Raw genomic sequence first — 15293 nt, forward strand, 5'->3', positions numbered from 1 at the left:
AGCCCTTTCAGTGAGCGCTTCCATAACGGAACGGCCCCGAAAGGAGGGCCTCTTGGGGGTCGGTGACGGCCAATTCCGCCCATAAGTGCGCCTGTACACCCGATGTGTACACCCGTACATATGATGTGTACGATCGTACACATGGGATATCTGTTGCTCGCCGGCGCCATAGCCGCCGAAGTGGCCGCCACCACGGCCATGAAGTACAGCGAGGGCTTCAGCAAGTTGTGGCCGTCGCTGGTCACCGGTGTGGGGTACCTCGTCTCTTTCGTCCTGCTCGCCCAGGCGTTGAAGTCGATGTCGATCGGCACGGCGTACGCGATCTGGTCCGGCGTCGGCACCGCGACCGTCGCCGCCCTCGGACTGGTCCTCTTCGGGGAGGTGCTGAGCTTCGCCAAGGTTGCCGGGATCGTGCTGATCATCGCGGGAGTGGTGGTGCTCAACCTGGGCGGCGCACACTGATGGCCCGGCGTTACGACCCCGAGCGGCGTCAGCGGATCATCGACGCCGCGATCCGGGTCGTGGGGGAGAAAGGCATCACCGGGCTGAGCCACCGGACCGTGGCCGCCGAGGCGGACGTCCCGCTCGGCTCGACGACGTACCACTTCAAGACCCTCGACGATCTGATGGTCGCCGCCCTGCGACAGGCCAACGAGGGTTTCGCGAAAGCCGTCGCCGCGCGCGACGCCCTGCGGGACCCCGGCACCGACCTCGCCGCCGAACTGGCCGCACTGGGCGGTGAATGGTTCGCCGGTGACCGCACGGGCCTGGAGGTGGAGTACGAGCTCTACCTCGCCGCTCTGCGCAGGCCCGCCCTGCGGCCCGTGGCGGACGAGTGGGGCCGGGCCTTCGCCGACTCGCTCGCCCGCCGCACCGACCCGGTGACCGCGCGGGCGCTGGTCGCGCTGATCGACGGCATCTGTCTGCAGGTGCTGCTGACGGGGGCGCCCTACGACGAGGAGTACGCGCGGGAGGTACTGGCGCGGGTCATTCCCTGAAGAGCCCGGCGTCGCGAGCCGTGAACCTTCTTTGGCCCATCGGGGAACAGGGGGTGACAGGAACACGGCGGAGCAGAGGGGGAACTTGTGACCAGCAGGGGGAGAACCCGGTGAGCGGACCACCACCGCAAGCGCAGGCGCAGTTGGAGGACGACGCCGAGGTCGTCGCCCAGTCGCTGGAACAGCCGGAGCTGTTCGCACGGCTCTACGACCGCTACGCGCCGGACATCCACCGCTACGTGGCCCGGCGACTCGGCGACGGCATGGCCGACGACATCACCGCCGACACCTTCCTCACGGCGTTCCGCATCCGCGGCCGCTACGACCGGACCCACGCCAACGCCCGCCCCTGGCTGTACGGCATCGCGGGCAACCTCATCGGCAAGCACCGCCGTACCGAGGTGCGGGCCCTCAAGGCGCTGGCGCGCACCGGCCACGACCCGGTCGCGGCGTCCTGGAGCGAGACCTGGGTCGAGCAGACCGACAGCAGGGTGGCCGCACAGGGACCGCTCGCCGGAGCGCTGGCGGCGCTGCCGTCGGGGGACCGGCACGTGCTGCTGCTCGTCGCCTGGGCCGACCTCGGCTACCAGGAGGTCGCCCAGGCCCTGGACATACCGGTGGGGACGGTCCGCTCGCGGCTCAACCGCGCGCGGCGGAAGGTGCGTACGGCGCTGGGAGCCGACCCGGCGTTCGTCGGTAACACTGCGGAGGTGGTCTGACGTGGACGAGTTGACCGAGGTACGGCAGTTGCGTTCCGGGGTACGGACCCCCGACCGGGCCCGGCTGGCGCCCGGCCGCACCCTGCTGCTGGACGCGGTGCGGGCCGGGGAGCGGCGGCGTCGGGTGTGGGCGCGGCCCCAGCTGGCGATCGTCGGGGTCGTGGCGACGGTGACCGCGGGGGCGGTGACCGCGTCGCTTCTGGTGGGAGGGGACCACACCCGCGAGCAGGTGTCACCTGCGGCGCTGACCGACGCCGACCTGTCGGGGATGAGCGCGGCCGAGCTGCTGGAGCGGGCGGCGAAGGCGGTGGAGGGGCAGCCGACGGTTCCGGAGCCGAGGGCCAAGCAGTGGATCTACACCAAGTCGACGCTGGAGGCACCGGACGAGGAGGAGGTGCAAGTCGTCGGTACGGCGCCGTTCGCGCAGGAGATCTGGACGCGCTACGACGGTGGGGCGACGGCCCACGGGTGGCGTTCCACGAAGGACGGCGATATCAAGCTCCGCATCACGGAGACGAAGTCGGGGAGCCCTGCCGAGGGTGACGACCGTTCCCCGCAGGAGCTGTACCGCTTCCTGACCACCCTGCCGTCCGACGGCGAGAGCGCGCTGGAGGCCATCCGCGAGGAGGACGCCATCCCCGCGGAGGAGGGGAGCACCCAGGCCGAGCAGGACTCCGTCGAGATCTCCGCCCTTCTCGACGCCGACATCAAGCCGTCCAAAGGCCTGGCCGGCCTCTATCGGGCCCTGGCCACCCTGCCCGACATCTCCCTGGTCGACCACCTGGTCAAGGACGCTACGGGGCGGCGGGTCATCGCGTTGAGCGAGGGCACGGCTGCCGACCGGTACTGGCTGATCGACCCGGAGACGTACGACGTTCTCGGTACGCAGCACATCCGGGGCGGCAAGGTGACCGGCGGGAACTCGCTCATCAGCAGAGCCATCGTGGACAAGGCGGGCGAGCGCGACTGACCTCGGCCCCTGATGCCGGGCGGCCCGTCCCACGGGGGTGGGCGGGCCGCCCGGCACCGTATGTCCGCAACGTGCCCGGCTCCTGAGACGCCCCGGGCGCGGGTTGGCCCGCACAGCCCCCCGACGGTTAGGTTGCCCTCATGACCGACACGACTGCTTCTCGTACCACCGGCGCCGTGGCCGCCGGCCTCGCCACGATCGCCGCCGACGGCACCGTTCTCGACACCTGGTTCCCCGCGCCCGAGCTGTCCGCCGAGCCTGGCCCCTCCGGTACCGAGCGGCTGACCGCCGAGCGGGCCGCGGAGCTGCTCGGCGGTGGCGCGACCGCCGCGCTCGGTCAGGACTCGCGCCGGGGCGTCGAGGTCGTCGCGGTCCGCACGGTCATCTCCTCGCTCGACGAGAAGCCGATCGACACGCACGACGCCTACCTCCGCCTCCACCTGCTCTCCCACCGCCTGGTCAAGCCGCACGGCCAGAGCCTGGACGGCGTCTTCGGTCTCCTCGCCAACGTCGCCTGGACCTCGCTCGGCCCGGTCGCCGTCGACGACATCGAGAAGGTGCGGCTCAACGCCCGCGCCGAGGGCCTGCACCTCCAGGTCACGTCCGTCGACAAGTTCCCCCGCATGACGGACTACGTGGCCCCCAAGGGCGTCCGGATCGCTGACGCCGACCGGGTCCGCCTCGGCGCGCACCTCGCCGAGGGCACCACGGTCATGCACGAGGGCTTCGTCAACTTCAACGCGGGCACCCTCGGCACGTCGATGGTCGAGGGCCGGATCTCCGCCGGTGTCGTCGTCGGCGACGGCTCGGACATCGGCGGCGGCGCCTCCACCATGGGCACGCTCTCCGGCGGCGGCAACGTCATCATCTCCATCGGCGAGCGCTGCCTGATCGGCGCCGAGGCGGGCGTCGGTATCGCCCTCGGTGACGAGTGCGTCGTCGAGGCCGGCCTCTACGTCACCGCCGGCACCCGGGTCACCATGCCCGACGGACAGGTCGTCAAGGCCCGTGAGCTCTCCGGCGCCTCGAACATCCTCTTCCGCCGCAACTCGGTCACCGGCACGGTCGAGGCCCGCCCGAACAACGCGGTCTGGGGCGGCCTGAACGAGATCCTGCACAGCCACAACTGAGCCCCGCGGCCCCACGTACGGGTTACTCGGCGTGACCTTCGGGCGGTCCAGGCAGATGAACGGGCGGACACGGAGTCCGATCAGCAGCCGAGCCGACGAAATGAGGGGCCGACGAGATGAGGGGCCGAGGGATGAGGAACGACCGGGCGAGGACCGTGGCGCGCGTGGTCACGGGGGTGCTGGCCGCGGCGACGCTGTGCTGGCTTCCCGCCGGGGCCGCGCACGCCGACGAGACCAACAGGTCCTCGCACAACGGCCCCCGTATCGGGCTCGTCAACATCGGCCAGGTCGACGACCCGATGGAGGACGTGCTGGAGCACACCCTGCTGTTCGGTGACGGGTACCGCTGGGGCTGACCCGGCCGACGTCGGAATCCGGGCCCGTACGCGCAGAGGCGCGTACGGGCCCGGCGCCGTTCTCCGGCGCCCGCACGACTTTCTTCTCCGGTGTGGCATAGCCGGGCGCGGGTCCGCGCGTCACTAGGGGCACAGGGGCGGGACACGGGGCCCGCCGGGGAAGAGAAGGTGACGATGGATGCCGCAGGGCAGGAGAGTTTCCGGGAGTTCGTGGCGGGGCGGTCGTCGGCTCTGCTGAAGACGGCCGTGCTGCTGAGCGGCGGGGACCGGCACGCGGGCGAGGACCTGCTGCAGAACGCGCTGATCAAGGCCGCCGGCCGCTGGCAGCGCATCGACGAGCCGGAGGCGTACGTACGGCGGATCCTCTACCGGCAGCAGGTCAGCCGATGGCGGCTGAAGTGGCGGCGCCGGGAGCTGACCGTCGCCGAGCCGCCCGAGAGTGGCGCTGCCGACGGGGCGGCCGGGGTGGAGCTGCGGCTCGTGATGCGCGGGGCGCTTGCCCGGCTCACCGCCCGGCAGCGCACCGTCCTCGTGCTCCGCTACTTCGAGGACCTGCCCGAGGCGGAGGTGGCCCGGATCCTCGGGTGCTCCGTCGGCACCGTCCGGTCCACGACCCACCGCTCGCTCGCCCGGCTGCGCGAACTCGCGCCCGAGCTGGGCATGCTCGGGCCCGCCGCCGAGCGAAGCCCGTCCCGTGACTTCTCGCCCGTGGAGGTGCGTCCGTGAACGTCGACGAACTGGTGCGCGACTCCCTGCGGGAGCAGGCCGCCGAACAACAGCCCCTGGGCCCCGGCTTCGCCGACCGGGTCCTGACCGCCCGGCGCCGCCGCCGGAACCGGTCGATCGCGACCGTCGCCGCGGCGACCGCCGCCGTGGTCGCCGTCGCGGTGGCCGTGCCGCTGCTGGACTCCGGCAGGGACGAGGTGCGGCTCGCCACCGAGATGAACCGGAGCGACATCATCGCCCACCCCGACCAGTCGCCGCCGCGCGATCTGATCGCGGCGGGGGACGTGGCGCTGGCGGCCTGGTACACCCTCGAAACGGTCAAGACCTCGAAGGACACCGCGGTCAGCGCACGCGCCTACTGGATCCTCGACCAGGAGACCGGCAAGTACATCAAGGACACCCGCTGGTCCCAGGTCGCGGTCGCCCCCGGCATGCGGACCGCCGCCGTGCTGGAGAAGGACCTGCCCGCCCGGCGTATCGGCCTCCTCGACCTGCTCACCGGCGAGGTCGAGCGCTGGATCCCCGTCGACCGGGGTGTCGCGAGCGTCGATTTCTCGTCCGACGGCGGCAGGCTGGTCGCCACCACCTACAGCAAGAACCCCGACGCCCTGACCGTCGCCGGCAACGACGTCGACGGTGACGGCAAGAAGAACGACTTCATCCCGAACTGGTCCGAGTCGTACCGGACCGGCTTCTATCTCGTCGACGTCGACTCCGGCCGGACCAAGTGGAGCGAGGTCCCCCCGGAGAAGGACGACGACGTACCGATCGTCAATTCCCGTCAGGACTTCTCCTTCAGCCGCGACGGCAAGCTGGTCCGCTCCGGGCTGGCGGTGGAGCCGCACGACCAGTACTACGACCTCCAGGGCAACAAGGTGGCCAAGCCGGCCAACGAGAAGTACCTGACCTGGTCGGTCAAGGCGCGGCTCTCCCCGGACGGCAAGCTCGCGGCCGGTGGTTTCGCCGGCGGTGTCAGGACGACCGCCTCCGAGATCATCGATCCCTACACCGGCAAGCGGCTCCACAAGATCCGCGGACAGCAACTGCTCACCTGGGTCGACAACAAGCGGCTCATCGCCTGGGACATCAAGGCCGGCGACAACGAGTTCCACAGCGCTCTCGTGCTCGTCACCATCGGCAGCGACAGGACGATCGCGCTCAGTGGCGCCCTCAAGGGCAACGACGGGGCTCCCGGTCGCTGGAACCCGGTCTTCGCCACCCGCTGACCACCCGTCCTCAGACGGCCACCAGCCGTTCGTACGCCGCCAGCAGCCCGTCGGTCGCTTCCTGACCGGCGGGCCGCAGCGGTGCGCGGACCGGGCCGGCGGGCAGGCCGAGCCGTCCCAGGAGCGCCTTCGCCGTGACCGTGCCGGGCAGGCCCGAGGACATCATCAGCTCGATGAGGGGGACGGCGCGCCGCTGGAGCCGGGCCGCCCCGGCGGTGTCGCCCGCGTCGAACGCGTCGACGACCGCGCGGACCTGACGGGGGACCGCGTTCGCGACCGTGCTCACGTAACCCGACCCGCCGATCGCGTACAGCGCGAGAACGTACTCGTCGCAGCCCGTGTAGTACGCCAACTCCGTCTCCGCCAGCAGCTTCTGGGTGCCGAGGAGGTCGTACGCGCAGTCCTTCACCGCCACGATCCGGGGGTGGCCCGCCAGCCGGATCATGGTCTCCGGTTCGATGCGGGTGCCGGTGCGGCCGGGGATGTCGTACAGGGCGACGGGCAGCCCCGAGGCGTCTGCCAGCTCGCGGAAGTGGGCCTCGACGGCGTCCTGCGGGGGCCTGCTGTAGTACGGCGTGACCGCGAGCAGGCCGTCCGCGCCCGCCTTCTCGGCGGCCAGCGCCAGTTCCACGGTGTGCCGGGTGTCGGCGGTGCCCACCCCGGCCACGATCACGGCACGGTTGCCGACCGCCGTGCGCACCGCCCGGATCAGTTCCGCCTTCTCCGTGTCCGTCGTCGTCGGCGACTCACCCGTCGTACCGGACAGCACCAGCCCGTCGCATCCCTCGGTCACCAGCCGGTCGGCGAGCCGCTGGGCCCCGTCCAGGTCGAGTGCGCCGGACGCGGTGAAGGGCGTGATCATCGCGCAGAGGGCGCGGCCGAAGGGGGTGGGGCGGTGGGTGAGGGTCATACGGGTAGTCTCGGCGTGGTCATTGTGAAGCTCCACTTAATTTTTCTACGAGATATTTGGGAGTTTTGCTACGAGGGTGGGGGTGGGGAGCGGGGCGGCGTCGCAGGGGTAACGCGGCCCGGGGAGGGTACTCGGGGTGTCCCGATGTGTGAGGAGGCGACACCGTGACCGGGACCACCGAGGCCAGGCCCACACGATTCGTGCGCTCTGCGCGATCCGAGCGTCCGGGGCCGGGCGAACACGACCACCACTCCGTGGGCGAGCTGGTCGGGCAGGCCACCGAACAGCTCTCCCTGCTCGTACGACAGGAGATCGCCCTCGCCAAGGAGGAGCTGACCGAGAAAGGGCGCCGCGCCGGGCGCGGCGGCGGGCTGCTCGGCGCGGCCGGCGCGGTCGCCTACGTGGGATTCATGACCCTCGCCGCCGCCGCGGTCGGGGCGCTCTCCCTGGTGCTGGACGTGTGGGCCGCCGCGCTCATCGTCATGGCCGTGCTGTTCGTGATCGCCGCCGTGCTGGCCGCGGTCGGGCGCGCGCAACTCCGCCAGGCCACCCCGCCCAGGCCGGAGCAGGCACTCGACAGCGTCAAGGCGGACATGGACGAGATCAAAGGGAGGGCTCGGCGATGACGCAGGCATCCAGTAGGGCCGATGGTTCGGTGGGCGCCAAGGGGCCCGACGAACTCCGGCGGCAGATCGAGGTGACCCGGGCGCAGCTCGGCGACACGGTCGAGGAACTGGCCGCCAAGGCGGATGTGAAGGCGAGGGTGCACTCGGCGTGGGAGCGGGTGCCCCGTGAGGCGGTGGTCGTGGGCGGCGCGGGTATCGGCGTGGTCGCGGCGGGAGTGCTGCTCTGGCGCCACTACCACTAGGTTCGGGCCCCCTCCTTGCCCACCCGCTCACCCGACTCGCCTTGCTCACAGGCCCAGCCTCGAAACGCCTGACACAGAGCCCGGCTCCAGAACTCGGCGCCGGGAAGGCTTGGCGAGAGCGGTGACTCCACCCTGCGCGCGTACGACGACGCGGCCGGGTGTGGCCCGCATGCGTGGACGATGGTCGGTGCGGGGTGCGGGGTGCGGGGTGCGGCGCAGGTGCGCGTCCCGGTGCGGTGGTGGTTGGTCGTGGGTGGTGATCGGCTGTGGGTCGCTGAGCCGCGCGCAGGGAAGAAGGCTTCGCCCCTCCGCCGCCGCTCAGGTGACTGTCCCATCTCCGCCCGGGTGCAGGCCTCGCCTTCGCCACCGCCCGGGTGACCGTTCCGCCTCAGCCACCGCTCGGGTGACCGTCCCCTCCACGCCGCCGCCGAAGTGCAGGCCTCGCCTCCGCTACCGCCCCGGTGCCGATGCGTCTCCGCCGCCGCCCTGGGCAGGGGGCACCCGCAGGGCAGACAACCGCCCGGTGATGGGCGGGCCAAGGCCCCGGCCACCCCGCCGACGGCGCGCGCGTCCCGCGGGTGGCCGCCGCCGCACGCGCACCCCGCAACCGGCCAACATAGGCGTCTGCGGGGCCCGCGTTTCCTCTCCGCCACCTCCCCGGTGGCGGGTATCTCAGTTCCTGTTCATCCTGCTCATCGTGTCCGGTTCGCCCGTGGCCCGTGCGCGGGCCTCCCGTAGGGCCCGTAGGCGGGGCGGCCACTTGCGGGTGTCGCGGGGTTCGACGTAGGGCTCGTCGGTGGGGGAGCGGCCCTCGGTGATGGCGCGTTCGCGGGAGAGTTCCGCGTCGAATTCGAGGCCCAGCAGGATCGCGAGGTTGGTGAGCCAGAGCCAGACGAGGAAGACGACGGCGCCGGCGAGGGCGCCGTAGGTCTTGTTGTAGGAGCCGAAGTTGGCGGCGTAGACGGCGAAACCGGCGGACACGGCGAGCCAGATGAGCGTGGCGAGGACTCCCCCGGGGCTGACCCAACAAAAGCCCCGGCCACGGACGTTGGGCGCGGCCCAGTACAGCAGTGCGATCATCAGGGTCACCAGCACCAGCAGCACCGGCCACTTGGCGATGTTCCACATCGTGATCGCCGCGTCACCGAGCCCGATCGTCGTGCCGGCGCGCTCGGCCAGCGGCCCGGTGAACACCACGATCAACGCGCTCGCCGCCAGCATCACCATCAGCACCAGGGTCAGGGCGATCCGCAGCGGCGTCACCTTCCACGCCGGGCGCCCCTCCGGCAGGTCGTACACCGCGTTGGACGTACGGATGAACGCGGCCACATATCCCGACGCCGACCACACCGCCGCGAGCAGGCCGACGATCGCCAGCACTCCGCCCGTACCGCCGCTGTCGCCCAACTGGACGACCGCGTCCCGCAGGATGTCCCGCGCGGGGCCGGGCGCCAGGTCGCCGATGTTGTCCAGGATCTTGTCGGTGGCGCGTTGTCCGACGACCCCGAGCATCGACACCAGCACCAGGATGGCGGGGAACAGCGACAGGACGCCGTAGTACGTCAACGCGGCCGCCCGGTCGGACAGTTCGTCGTCCTGGAACTCCTTGGCCGTGCGCCGCACCACCGCCCACCACGAACGTTTCGACAGTCCGGTGGGGGTGTCCGCGCCGGCCCGCTCCTCGGTTACCGTCCCCGGCCCCTTGCCGGACCCCTTTCCGGTCTCCGCCCCGGATCCCTTTCCGGTCTTCACGCCGGTCTCCGCCCCGGATTCCGGTTCCTTCCCCACCCGCTCGGCCTCGGGCCGCTTCTCGTCCATGGCCGGGCGGGTCTCCCGAAACCGGGCCCCGAATCGCGGACTTGACCTGAATCCTGGTTGAGGTTGAAAGGTGGTCGGTGCACGCACACCGAGTACCGATCATGGGAGAGCGGCATGACCCGTCGTACGGACCTTCATCCCGTCCTCGACCGCCCCGACGTCGGGGCGCCCTTCTTCAGCACCTGGCAGGTGGGTACGCCCCTGCGGCAGCGGCGAACCGTCGAGGCCATCGCCGACACCTGGCTGCGGCGGCCCTGGCCCACCGACGGGCTGTCGGGGTACTTCGTCTATGCGGCGGAGGACGGCTCCGGCCTGCTGCACTACTCGCAGTGGGCCGACGAGCAGGCGTACGAAGCCTTCGTACGGACGCGCCGGCAGGAGCGCAACGACGCCATCGACACCGCGGTGCCGGGGATCCAGCGGGTGGAGCTCGGGCGCTACCGGCACTACCGCAGCCTCACGAGGGACGGTGACCGGGCGGCACGGGTGCCGGGGTGCGTCGTGATCGTCGACATCGAGTTCGACGGGCCCGACCCGGCGCGGCAGCGCGCCTGGGTGGACGCCGTCGAGGAGGCGCTCGCCGCCGAGCCGAACCCGCACCCCGGGGGCATCTCCGCACACTTCCACCTCGGCACCGACGGCGCCCGCGTCCTGAACTACGCAGAGTGGGAGACCGCCCAGCACCACATCGACGCCCTGGCGGCCCCCGGCGACGGAGTCGGCTCACCCTCGGCGCTCTGGCAGCGAGTCCAGACCTGGCCCGGACTGAAGGGCAGCACGGTCAAGCGCTACGAGTACGCCCTCGGTCTCCTCCCGGACTGACTCCGACGCCATCACCGAAAACTTCAACCGTCTGGACAAAAAAAGTTTTCGGTGGGACGGTGGAGTCATGTTGGACGTCACCGTGATCGAGGACCCCGAGGCAGCGGCGGTCTCGCTGGACCCCATAAGGGCCCGGCTGCTCGCCGAGCTGGCGGCCGGGCCCGCGTCGGCCGCCATGCTGGCCGGGAAGGTCGGGCTGCCGCGCCAGAAGGTGAACTACCACATCAAGGCGCTGGAGCGGCACGGCCTGGTCGAGCTGGCGGGGGAGCGCCGCAAGGGCAACGTCACCGAGCGGCTGATGCGGGCCACCGCCGCGTCGTACGTGATCTCGCCGCTCGCGCTGGCAGCAGTACAGCCCGACCCGGACCGTTTCCGGGACCAGTTCTCCGCCCGGTGGCTGCTGGCGCTCGGCGCCCGGCTGGTCCGGGATGTCGGGTTGCTCATCACGGGCGCGGCCAAGGCCCGCAAACGGCTCGCGACCTACGCGCTCGACGGCGAGGTCACCTTCGCCTCGGCCGCCGAGCGTGCCGCGTTCGTGCAGGAGCTGACGGCGGGGGTGGGCGCGCTCATCCGCAAGTACGACGCGCCCGGCGCCGAGGCCGGCCGAGGCCACCGGATCGTCGTCGCCGTCCACCCGACGGTCAAGCCGCAGGCCGCCGGAGTACCTGACCCGCCTGACCGGTCCGAACCCTCCGGCCTGCCCGACCCGTACGACCGGTCCGAACCTTCCGATCAGTTCGCATTGCCCGCCCCGACCAACCAGCCCGATCAGTAGGACCCGCTGAGGAGCGCACGCCATGTCCAAGGAATTCGAGATCGCCCGGGAGTTCGAGGTCGACGCCACCCCCGACGAGGTGTGGGAGGCCGTCACCGCCGGGACCGGCGGGTGGCTGTGGCCGATGGAGGCGCCCGAGCCGAGGGTCGGCGGCAAGGGGCCCTTCGGCTCCGAGGTCGTCGCATGGGATCCGCCGCACCGCTACACCAACCGTGTCGAGGACGTCGAGGGCATCTCCGAACAGACCCTCAACCAGCTGGACTACACGATCGAACCGCGCGACGACGGCCGACGGGCCTGGGTGCGGTACGTGCACAGCGGCATCTTCGTCGACGACTGGGACAACCAGTACGACGGCGCCGCCAAGCACACCGGGTTCTATCTGCACACCCTGCGTCAGTACCTGACGCGCTTCGCGGGCCGGACGGTCACCGCGTTCGCCACCTTCGACGGGCCCGAGACGGCCGGGACCCCCGACGCGCTCACCACCGTCGGCCGGGCGCTCGGCCTCGCGGACGACACCCCCGAAGGAGCCCGCGTCCAGGCCGAGGGCCCCGACGGGCAGCTCCTCGACGCCGTGGTCGACTACCGCGACCCGTACTTCATCGGCCTGCGCACCGACGACGCCCTCATCCGCTTCTTCGGCCGCAACCACTGGGGTTACCGCGTCGGCATGAGCGTCCACGACTTCGCGCCGGGTGCCGACGCCAAGGCGGACGAGACCGCATGGCAGGGCTGGCTGAACGGAGTGTTCAGCCAGCCCTGAGAATCACTGTCCGCTACGGCTTACGGCTCGAACCGCACCACCTGCGGGTCGTGGTCGCTGATCTGGTCGTTGAACTCCGCGTTGACGTGCACGCTGTCGTACGTGAACCCGGTGGAGCGCCGGACCGAGCGGCTGACCAGGATCTGGTCGAGGACCTGGGCGTTGCCCTGGAAGACGTACGAGTAACGCTCCCTCTTCGGCAGCGACTTGATCGCCGACCACAGGGCGCCGCCGTCCTCCAGCAGTTCCGCGGTGTCGGAGAACTCGAAGTCGTTGATGTCACCGAGGGCGATGACGTCGGCCTTCTTGTCCTTCGCCAGGATCTGCTTGACGAAGGCGTTCACGGCGGTCGCCTGCAGGTGACGCTGGGTCTCCGAGCTCCGCTTCGGCGGCTGGAACTCCGAGTGCAGCGCCTGGTCGCCGCCCTTGGACGCGAAGTGGTTCGCGATCACGAAGACGGACTTGCCGCGGAAGGAGAACTCGCCGGCGAGCGGCTTGCGGCTGTTCGTCCAGGCGGTGTTCGCCGGGTCGATCCGGCCCGGGGACACCGTCAGCTGCGCCTTGCCGTTCGCCTTCGTCACCCCGGTGGCGGTCGTGGCGTTGCCGCCCGCGCGGTCGGTGAAGGAGACCCGCGCGGGGTTGAACAGGAAGACCTGGCGGATGTTGCCGCCGGGCTCACCGCCGTCCGCGAGGTTCACCGGGTCGATGGACCGCCAGGCGTACGTCGGGCCGCCGGCCGCGGAGATCGCCTCGATCAGCTTCTTGACCGTCTGGTCGGCGGCGACCGTACCGTCGTTGGTGGCACCGTTGTTGTCCTGGATCTCCTCCAGGGCCACGATGTCGGGCGACTGCAGGTTGTGCACGATCGCGGCCGCGTGGTCGGCGAAGGAGGCGTCCGAGGGGTCCAGGTTCTCGACGTTGTACGTCGCCACCGCGAGCTCGTCGCGCGACTGCTTCTGGGTCGTCTCGCGCTCCAGGCCGCCCTGCTTCAGGGTGCCGATCCGGTTGGCGACGAGCGTGTAGCCGCCGAACTGGTTGTAGTCCAGCGGGCCGGCCGTCGTGCCCTTCAGGACGTCACCGACGTTCGCCTTCGGGAAGTCGGCGACCGCGCCCAGCGACTGGATCTGCAGTCGGCCGGTGTTCTGCGAGGTGTAGGAGTCGTACAGCGCGCCGCCGCGGCGGTTGTCGTTCTCCCGGGGCTTCACCGTGACCCACAGCTCGGTGAACGGGTCGGTGGCGCCGACCACGCGGGTGTCGGCGACCTGGACGTTCATGCCCTCCAGGGACTCGTAGTGGTCCAGCGCGTACGTGGCCGGGGCGAGCTTGAGGCCGTTGATCGAGCCCGCGGCGGCGCTGTCGCCGACCGGGGCGTACTTCTTCGGCACGGACTTGGTGTCGATGACGGTCGCGGCCGGGACGGCGTTGCCCGTGGAGACCACCGTGATCGTCGGACGGGTGATCTGCGTCACGGACTGGTTTCCGGACGAAGTGCCGCCCGGCACGAACTCACCGACCGTGCCCGCGACCGTCACCGCGTCGCCCACCGAGACCGTCGGCCGGGAGCTGGTGAAGACGAAGACACCCTCGCTCGTGGCCGGGTTGGTGTCCGCCTTGGGGTCCTGGATCCAGAAGCCGCGCGAGCCGTAGGTGCGGACGCCCGTGACGACGCCCTGCACCCCGGCGACCTGCTGGCCGGTGAGCGGGGACGTCCGGGTGGTGCCCTGGATGTCGTGGATGCGTATGGACTCCGCCTCGGCGGGCGAGGTCAGGACCACGGCGGACACCGTGGAGCAGATGGTGGCGACAGTCAGCGCGCCGATGCGCGCGGTTCTCTTGCTCGGCAAGGGGATCCCTCCGGGGACGTACGTGGGCGCCGGGACGAGAGTGGACGGGGTGGCCTGCGACCGGTGGGGCGGCGCGACGCGCGTAGAACCCGACAGGCCCGATGAACTCCGTCGGTCATGCCTGTAGGCGGCCCCGGAATCACCCCAGAGCTACCCGTGAGTTTCTACGCGCGTCAATCTCCTGCCTGGTCACGCCAGTTGTCAAGGTTTCAGCCATACCCGAATCCTGGCAGGTACATGAACCGGGCGGCATGGGGCCAAATCCGTCTAGGCTGAGCGGCTGCGTACGCGTACCCGTACTCGTTCGCGTACCGCTCATGGGAGCCCCTCCGCGTAGGGCCGCCCGAATCGATCGGCAGTCGTTCGTCACCACCCGTTCCGAGGAGATCCCCACCGATGTCAGACAGCTCGCCACTGCCGCCGGTGCGGCTTCTCTCCGAAGCGGAGCTTGCGCGGGAGGCACTCGCCACACCGCTGCTCTCGCGCGCCGCGCGGCTCGCCCGCTGGGCCGGGCCGGACACGCGTGTGGGTGCCGGAGGTGAACTGGTCGACGAGCAACTGTCCGCCGCCGCCGAGGCGCTCGGGCTCACCGGCGCGGGCGTCGACGGCGCCGACGCGGCGGCCTCGGCCAGTGAGGCCTGGCGGGTGGCCCTGGACACCGGGCTCGTCGAGATCGTGGACGAGGAGGCGGGGACGGTCACCGTGGGCGAGGACCTCGCGCTCCTCGTCTCCGGCGGCCCGCAGGACGTGCTCGGCATCTGGCTCACGGCCCTGGAGACTGCCCTCGCCGACGCGAGCGTGCCCGACCTCGACGGCCTCGTCGACGCCATGGGCTCCGGCGGCGGGATCGACTTCTCCGAACTGGACTGGGACCCCGAGGCCGAGGCGGACTTCCTCGACGGCGTGCTCGGCAACCTCTACCTCCTCACCGTCAGCGAGGACGGCCCCGAGGGACCGGTGCCGCTGCCCGCCCTCGCCGCCTCGATGATCGTCCCCGACGACATGGGAGAGCCCACCAACGACGTACTGGAGCAGGTCTCGGACGCGATGATGCGGCTCGACGACCAGTTCCGGGTGCTGGAGCCGGTCGGGCTGGTCGAGTACCAGCCGGTGGACGAGGCGCTGATGACGGACGCGGAGGAAGCCGCCGCCGAGGGGCCGGGCGCGCCCTCCCCCGACGACACCGACGTCACGCGGTACGGCATGGTCCGGCTCACCCCGCTCGGGCTGTACGGGATGCGGGCGCGGCTCCAGGAGGCGGGTGTGCCCGCGCCCGCGGTCGGGGAACTCGTCGACAAGGGCGCGGACGCGCTGCTGGACGGCACCGCCGGGTTCCCGCCGGCGGCGGCCCAGGCCGAGACCGAG

General features: G+C 71.2%; 15 protein-coding genes and 2 pseudogenes. 14 read left to right on the forward strand and 3 right to left on the reverse strand.

Going from position 1 to position 15293, the window contains the following annotated elements; translation table 11 throughout:
* Positions 1 to 141 precede the first annotated feature (141 nt).
* The 8 genes from AWZ10_RS21605 to AWZ10_RS21640 all read left to right on the forward strand — a co-directional run bounded on the left by AWZ10_RS21605 (position 142) and on the right by AWZ10_RS21640 (position 6125).
* Positions 142 to 462, forward strand: coding sequence for a DMT family transporter (locus AWZ10_RS21605; protein ID WP_046704518.1), 321 nt, complete (start codon positions 142 to 144; stop codon positions 460 to 462).
* Positions 462 to 998: a TetR/AcrR family transcriptional regulator gene (locus AWZ10_RS21610; protein WP_060891842.1), complete on the forward strand. Its 537-nt coding sequence runs from the start codon at positions 462 to 464 to the stop codon at positions 996 to 998. The genes AWZ10_RS21605 and AWZ10_RS21610 overlap by 1 nt, the downstream gene beginning before the upstream one ends.
* 110 nt (positions 999 to 1108) lie before the next feature.
* Entirely contained in the window at positions 1109 to 1717 is a 609-nt protein-coding gene (locus AWZ10_RS21615) for an RNA polymerase sigma factor (RefSeq protein ID WP_046704497.1), read from the forward strand.
* A gap of 1 nt (position 1718) precedes the next feature.
* Positions 1719 to 2687, forward strand: coding sequence for a CU044_5270 family protein (locus tag AWZ10_RS21620; RefSeq protein WP_060891843.1), 969 nt, complete (start codon positions 1719 to 1721; stop codon positions 2685 to 2687).
* A gap of 140 nt (positions 2688 to 2827) precedes the next feature.
* Positions 2828 to 3817: a 2,3,4,5-tetrahydropyridine-2,6-dicarboxylate N-succinyltransferase gene (dapD, locus tag AWZ10_RS21625; protein WP_046704495.1), complete on the forward strand. Its 990-nt coding sequence runs from the start codon at positions 2828 to 2830 to the stop codon at positions 3815 to 3817.
* A 131-nt stretch (positions 3818 to 3948) separates the two neighbouring features.
* On the forward strand, positions 3949 to 4173 hold the full coding sequence (locus AWZ10_RS21630) for a hypothetical protein (RefSeq protein WP_046705730.1): 225 nt from the start codon (positions 3949 to 3951) through the stop codon (positions 4171 to 4173).
* Between the two features lie 174 nt (positions 4174 to 4347).
* Positions 4348 to 4899, forward strand: coding sequence for a SigE family RNA polymerase sigma factor (locus tag AWZ10_RS21635; RefSeq protein WP_046705729.1), 552 nt, complete (start codon positions 4348 to 4350; stop codon positions 4897 to 4899).
* Positions 4896 to 6125, forward strand: coding sequence for a WD40 repeat domain-containing protein (locus AWZ10_RS21640; protein WP_060891844.1), 1230 nt, complete (start codon positions 4896 to 4898; stop codon positions 6123 to 6125). The genes AWZ10_RS21635 and AWZ10_RS21640 overlap by 4 nt, the downstream gene beginning before the upstream one ends.
* 10 nt (positions 6126 to 6135) lie before the next feature.
* Here AWZ10_RS21640 and dapA read toward each other — a convergent pair whose 3' ends face one another.
* Positions 6136 to 7035, reverse strand: coding sequence for a 4-hydroxy-tetrahydrodipicolinate synthase (gene dapA, locus AWZ10_RS21645; RefSeq protein ID WP_060891845.1), 900 nt, complete (start codon positions 7033 to 7035; stop codon positions 6136 to 6138).
* Positions 7036 to 7199: 164 nt separating this feature from the next.
* Here dapA and AWZ10_RS21650 point away from each other — a divergent pair, with 164 nt between their 5' ends.
* Together AWZ10_RS21650 and AWZ10_RS55490 are read left to right on the forward strand one after the other, a co-directional pair.
* Positions 7200 to 7661 carry a phage holin family protein gene (locus tag AWZ10_RS21650; protein ID WP_037691460.1) on the forward strand — a complete coding sequence of 154 codons (462 nt, stop codon included), beginning with the start codon at positions 7200 to 7202 and terminating at the stop codon, positions 7659 to 7661.
* Positions 7658 to 7798 (forward strand): annotated as a pseudogene (locus tag AWZ10_RS55490) (DUF3618 domain-containing protein); the annotation flags it as partial. The gene AWZ10_RS21650 and the pseudogene AWZ10_RS55490, both read left to right, overlap by 4 nt.
* Positions 7799 to 8575: 777 nt before the next feature.
* On the opposite strand, the gene AWZ10_RS21660 reads toward AWZ10_RS55490, so the two are convergent.
* Complete coding sequence (locus AWZ10_RS21660) at positions 8576 to 9721, reverse strand: YihY/virulence factor BrkB family protein (protein ID WP_060891846.1); 1146 nt, start codon at positions 9719 to 9721, stop codon at positions 8576 to 8578.
* A 114-nt stretch (positions 9722 to 9835) separates the two neighbouring features.
* On the opposite strand from AWZ10_RS21660, the gene AWZ10_RS21665 reads away from it, so the two are divergent.
* The 3 genes from AWZ10_RS21665 (at position 9836) to AWZ10_RS21675 (ending at position 12084) form a co-directional block, all read left to right on the forward strand.
* Complete coding sequence (locus tag AWZ10_RS21665; protein WP_060891847.1) at positions 9836 to 10543, forward strand: antibiotic biosynthesis monooxygenase; 708 nt, start codon at positions 9836 to 9838, stop codon at positions 10541 to 10543.
* Between the two features lie 67 nt (positions 10544 to 10610).
* Positions 10611 to 11318, forward strand: coding sequence for an ArsR/SmtB family transcription factor (locus tag AWZ10_RS21670; protein WP_046707896.1), 708 nt, complete (start codon positions 10611 to 10613; stop codon positions 11316 to 11318).
* A gap of 22 nt (positions 11319 to 11340) precedes the next feature.
* Positions 11341 to 12084 carry an SRPBCC family protein gene (locus tag AWZ10_RS21675; RefSeq protein WP_046707897.1) on the forward strand — a complete coding sequence of 248 codons (744 nt, stop codon included), beginning with the start codon at positions 11341 to 11343 and terminating at the stop codon, positions 12082 to 12084.
* 20 nt (positions 12085 to 12104) lie between these two features.
* On the opposite strand, the gene AWZ10_RS21680 is transcribed toward AWZ10_RS21675, so the two are convergent.
* Positions 12105 to 13928 carry an endonuclease/exonuclease/phosphatase family protein gene (locus AWZ10_RS21680; protein WP_046707898.1) on the reverse strand — a complete coding sequence of 608 codons (1824 nt, stop codon included), beginning with the start codon at positions 13926 to 13928 and terminating at the stop codon, positions 12105 to 12107.
* A gap of 396 nt (positions 13929 to 14324) precedes the next feature.
* On the opposite strand from AWZ10_RS21680, the pseudogene AWZ10_RS21685 reads away from it, so the two are divergent.
* Positions 14325 to 15293, forward strand: a pseudogene (locus AWZ10_RS21685) (hypothetical protein); the annotation flags it as partial.

Source organism: Streptomyces europaeiscabiei, assembly GCF_001550375.1.
Taxonomy (GTDB): domain Bacteria; phylum Actinomycetota; class Actinomycetes; order Streptomycetales; family Streptomycetaceae; genus Streptomyces; species Streptomyces europaeiscabiei.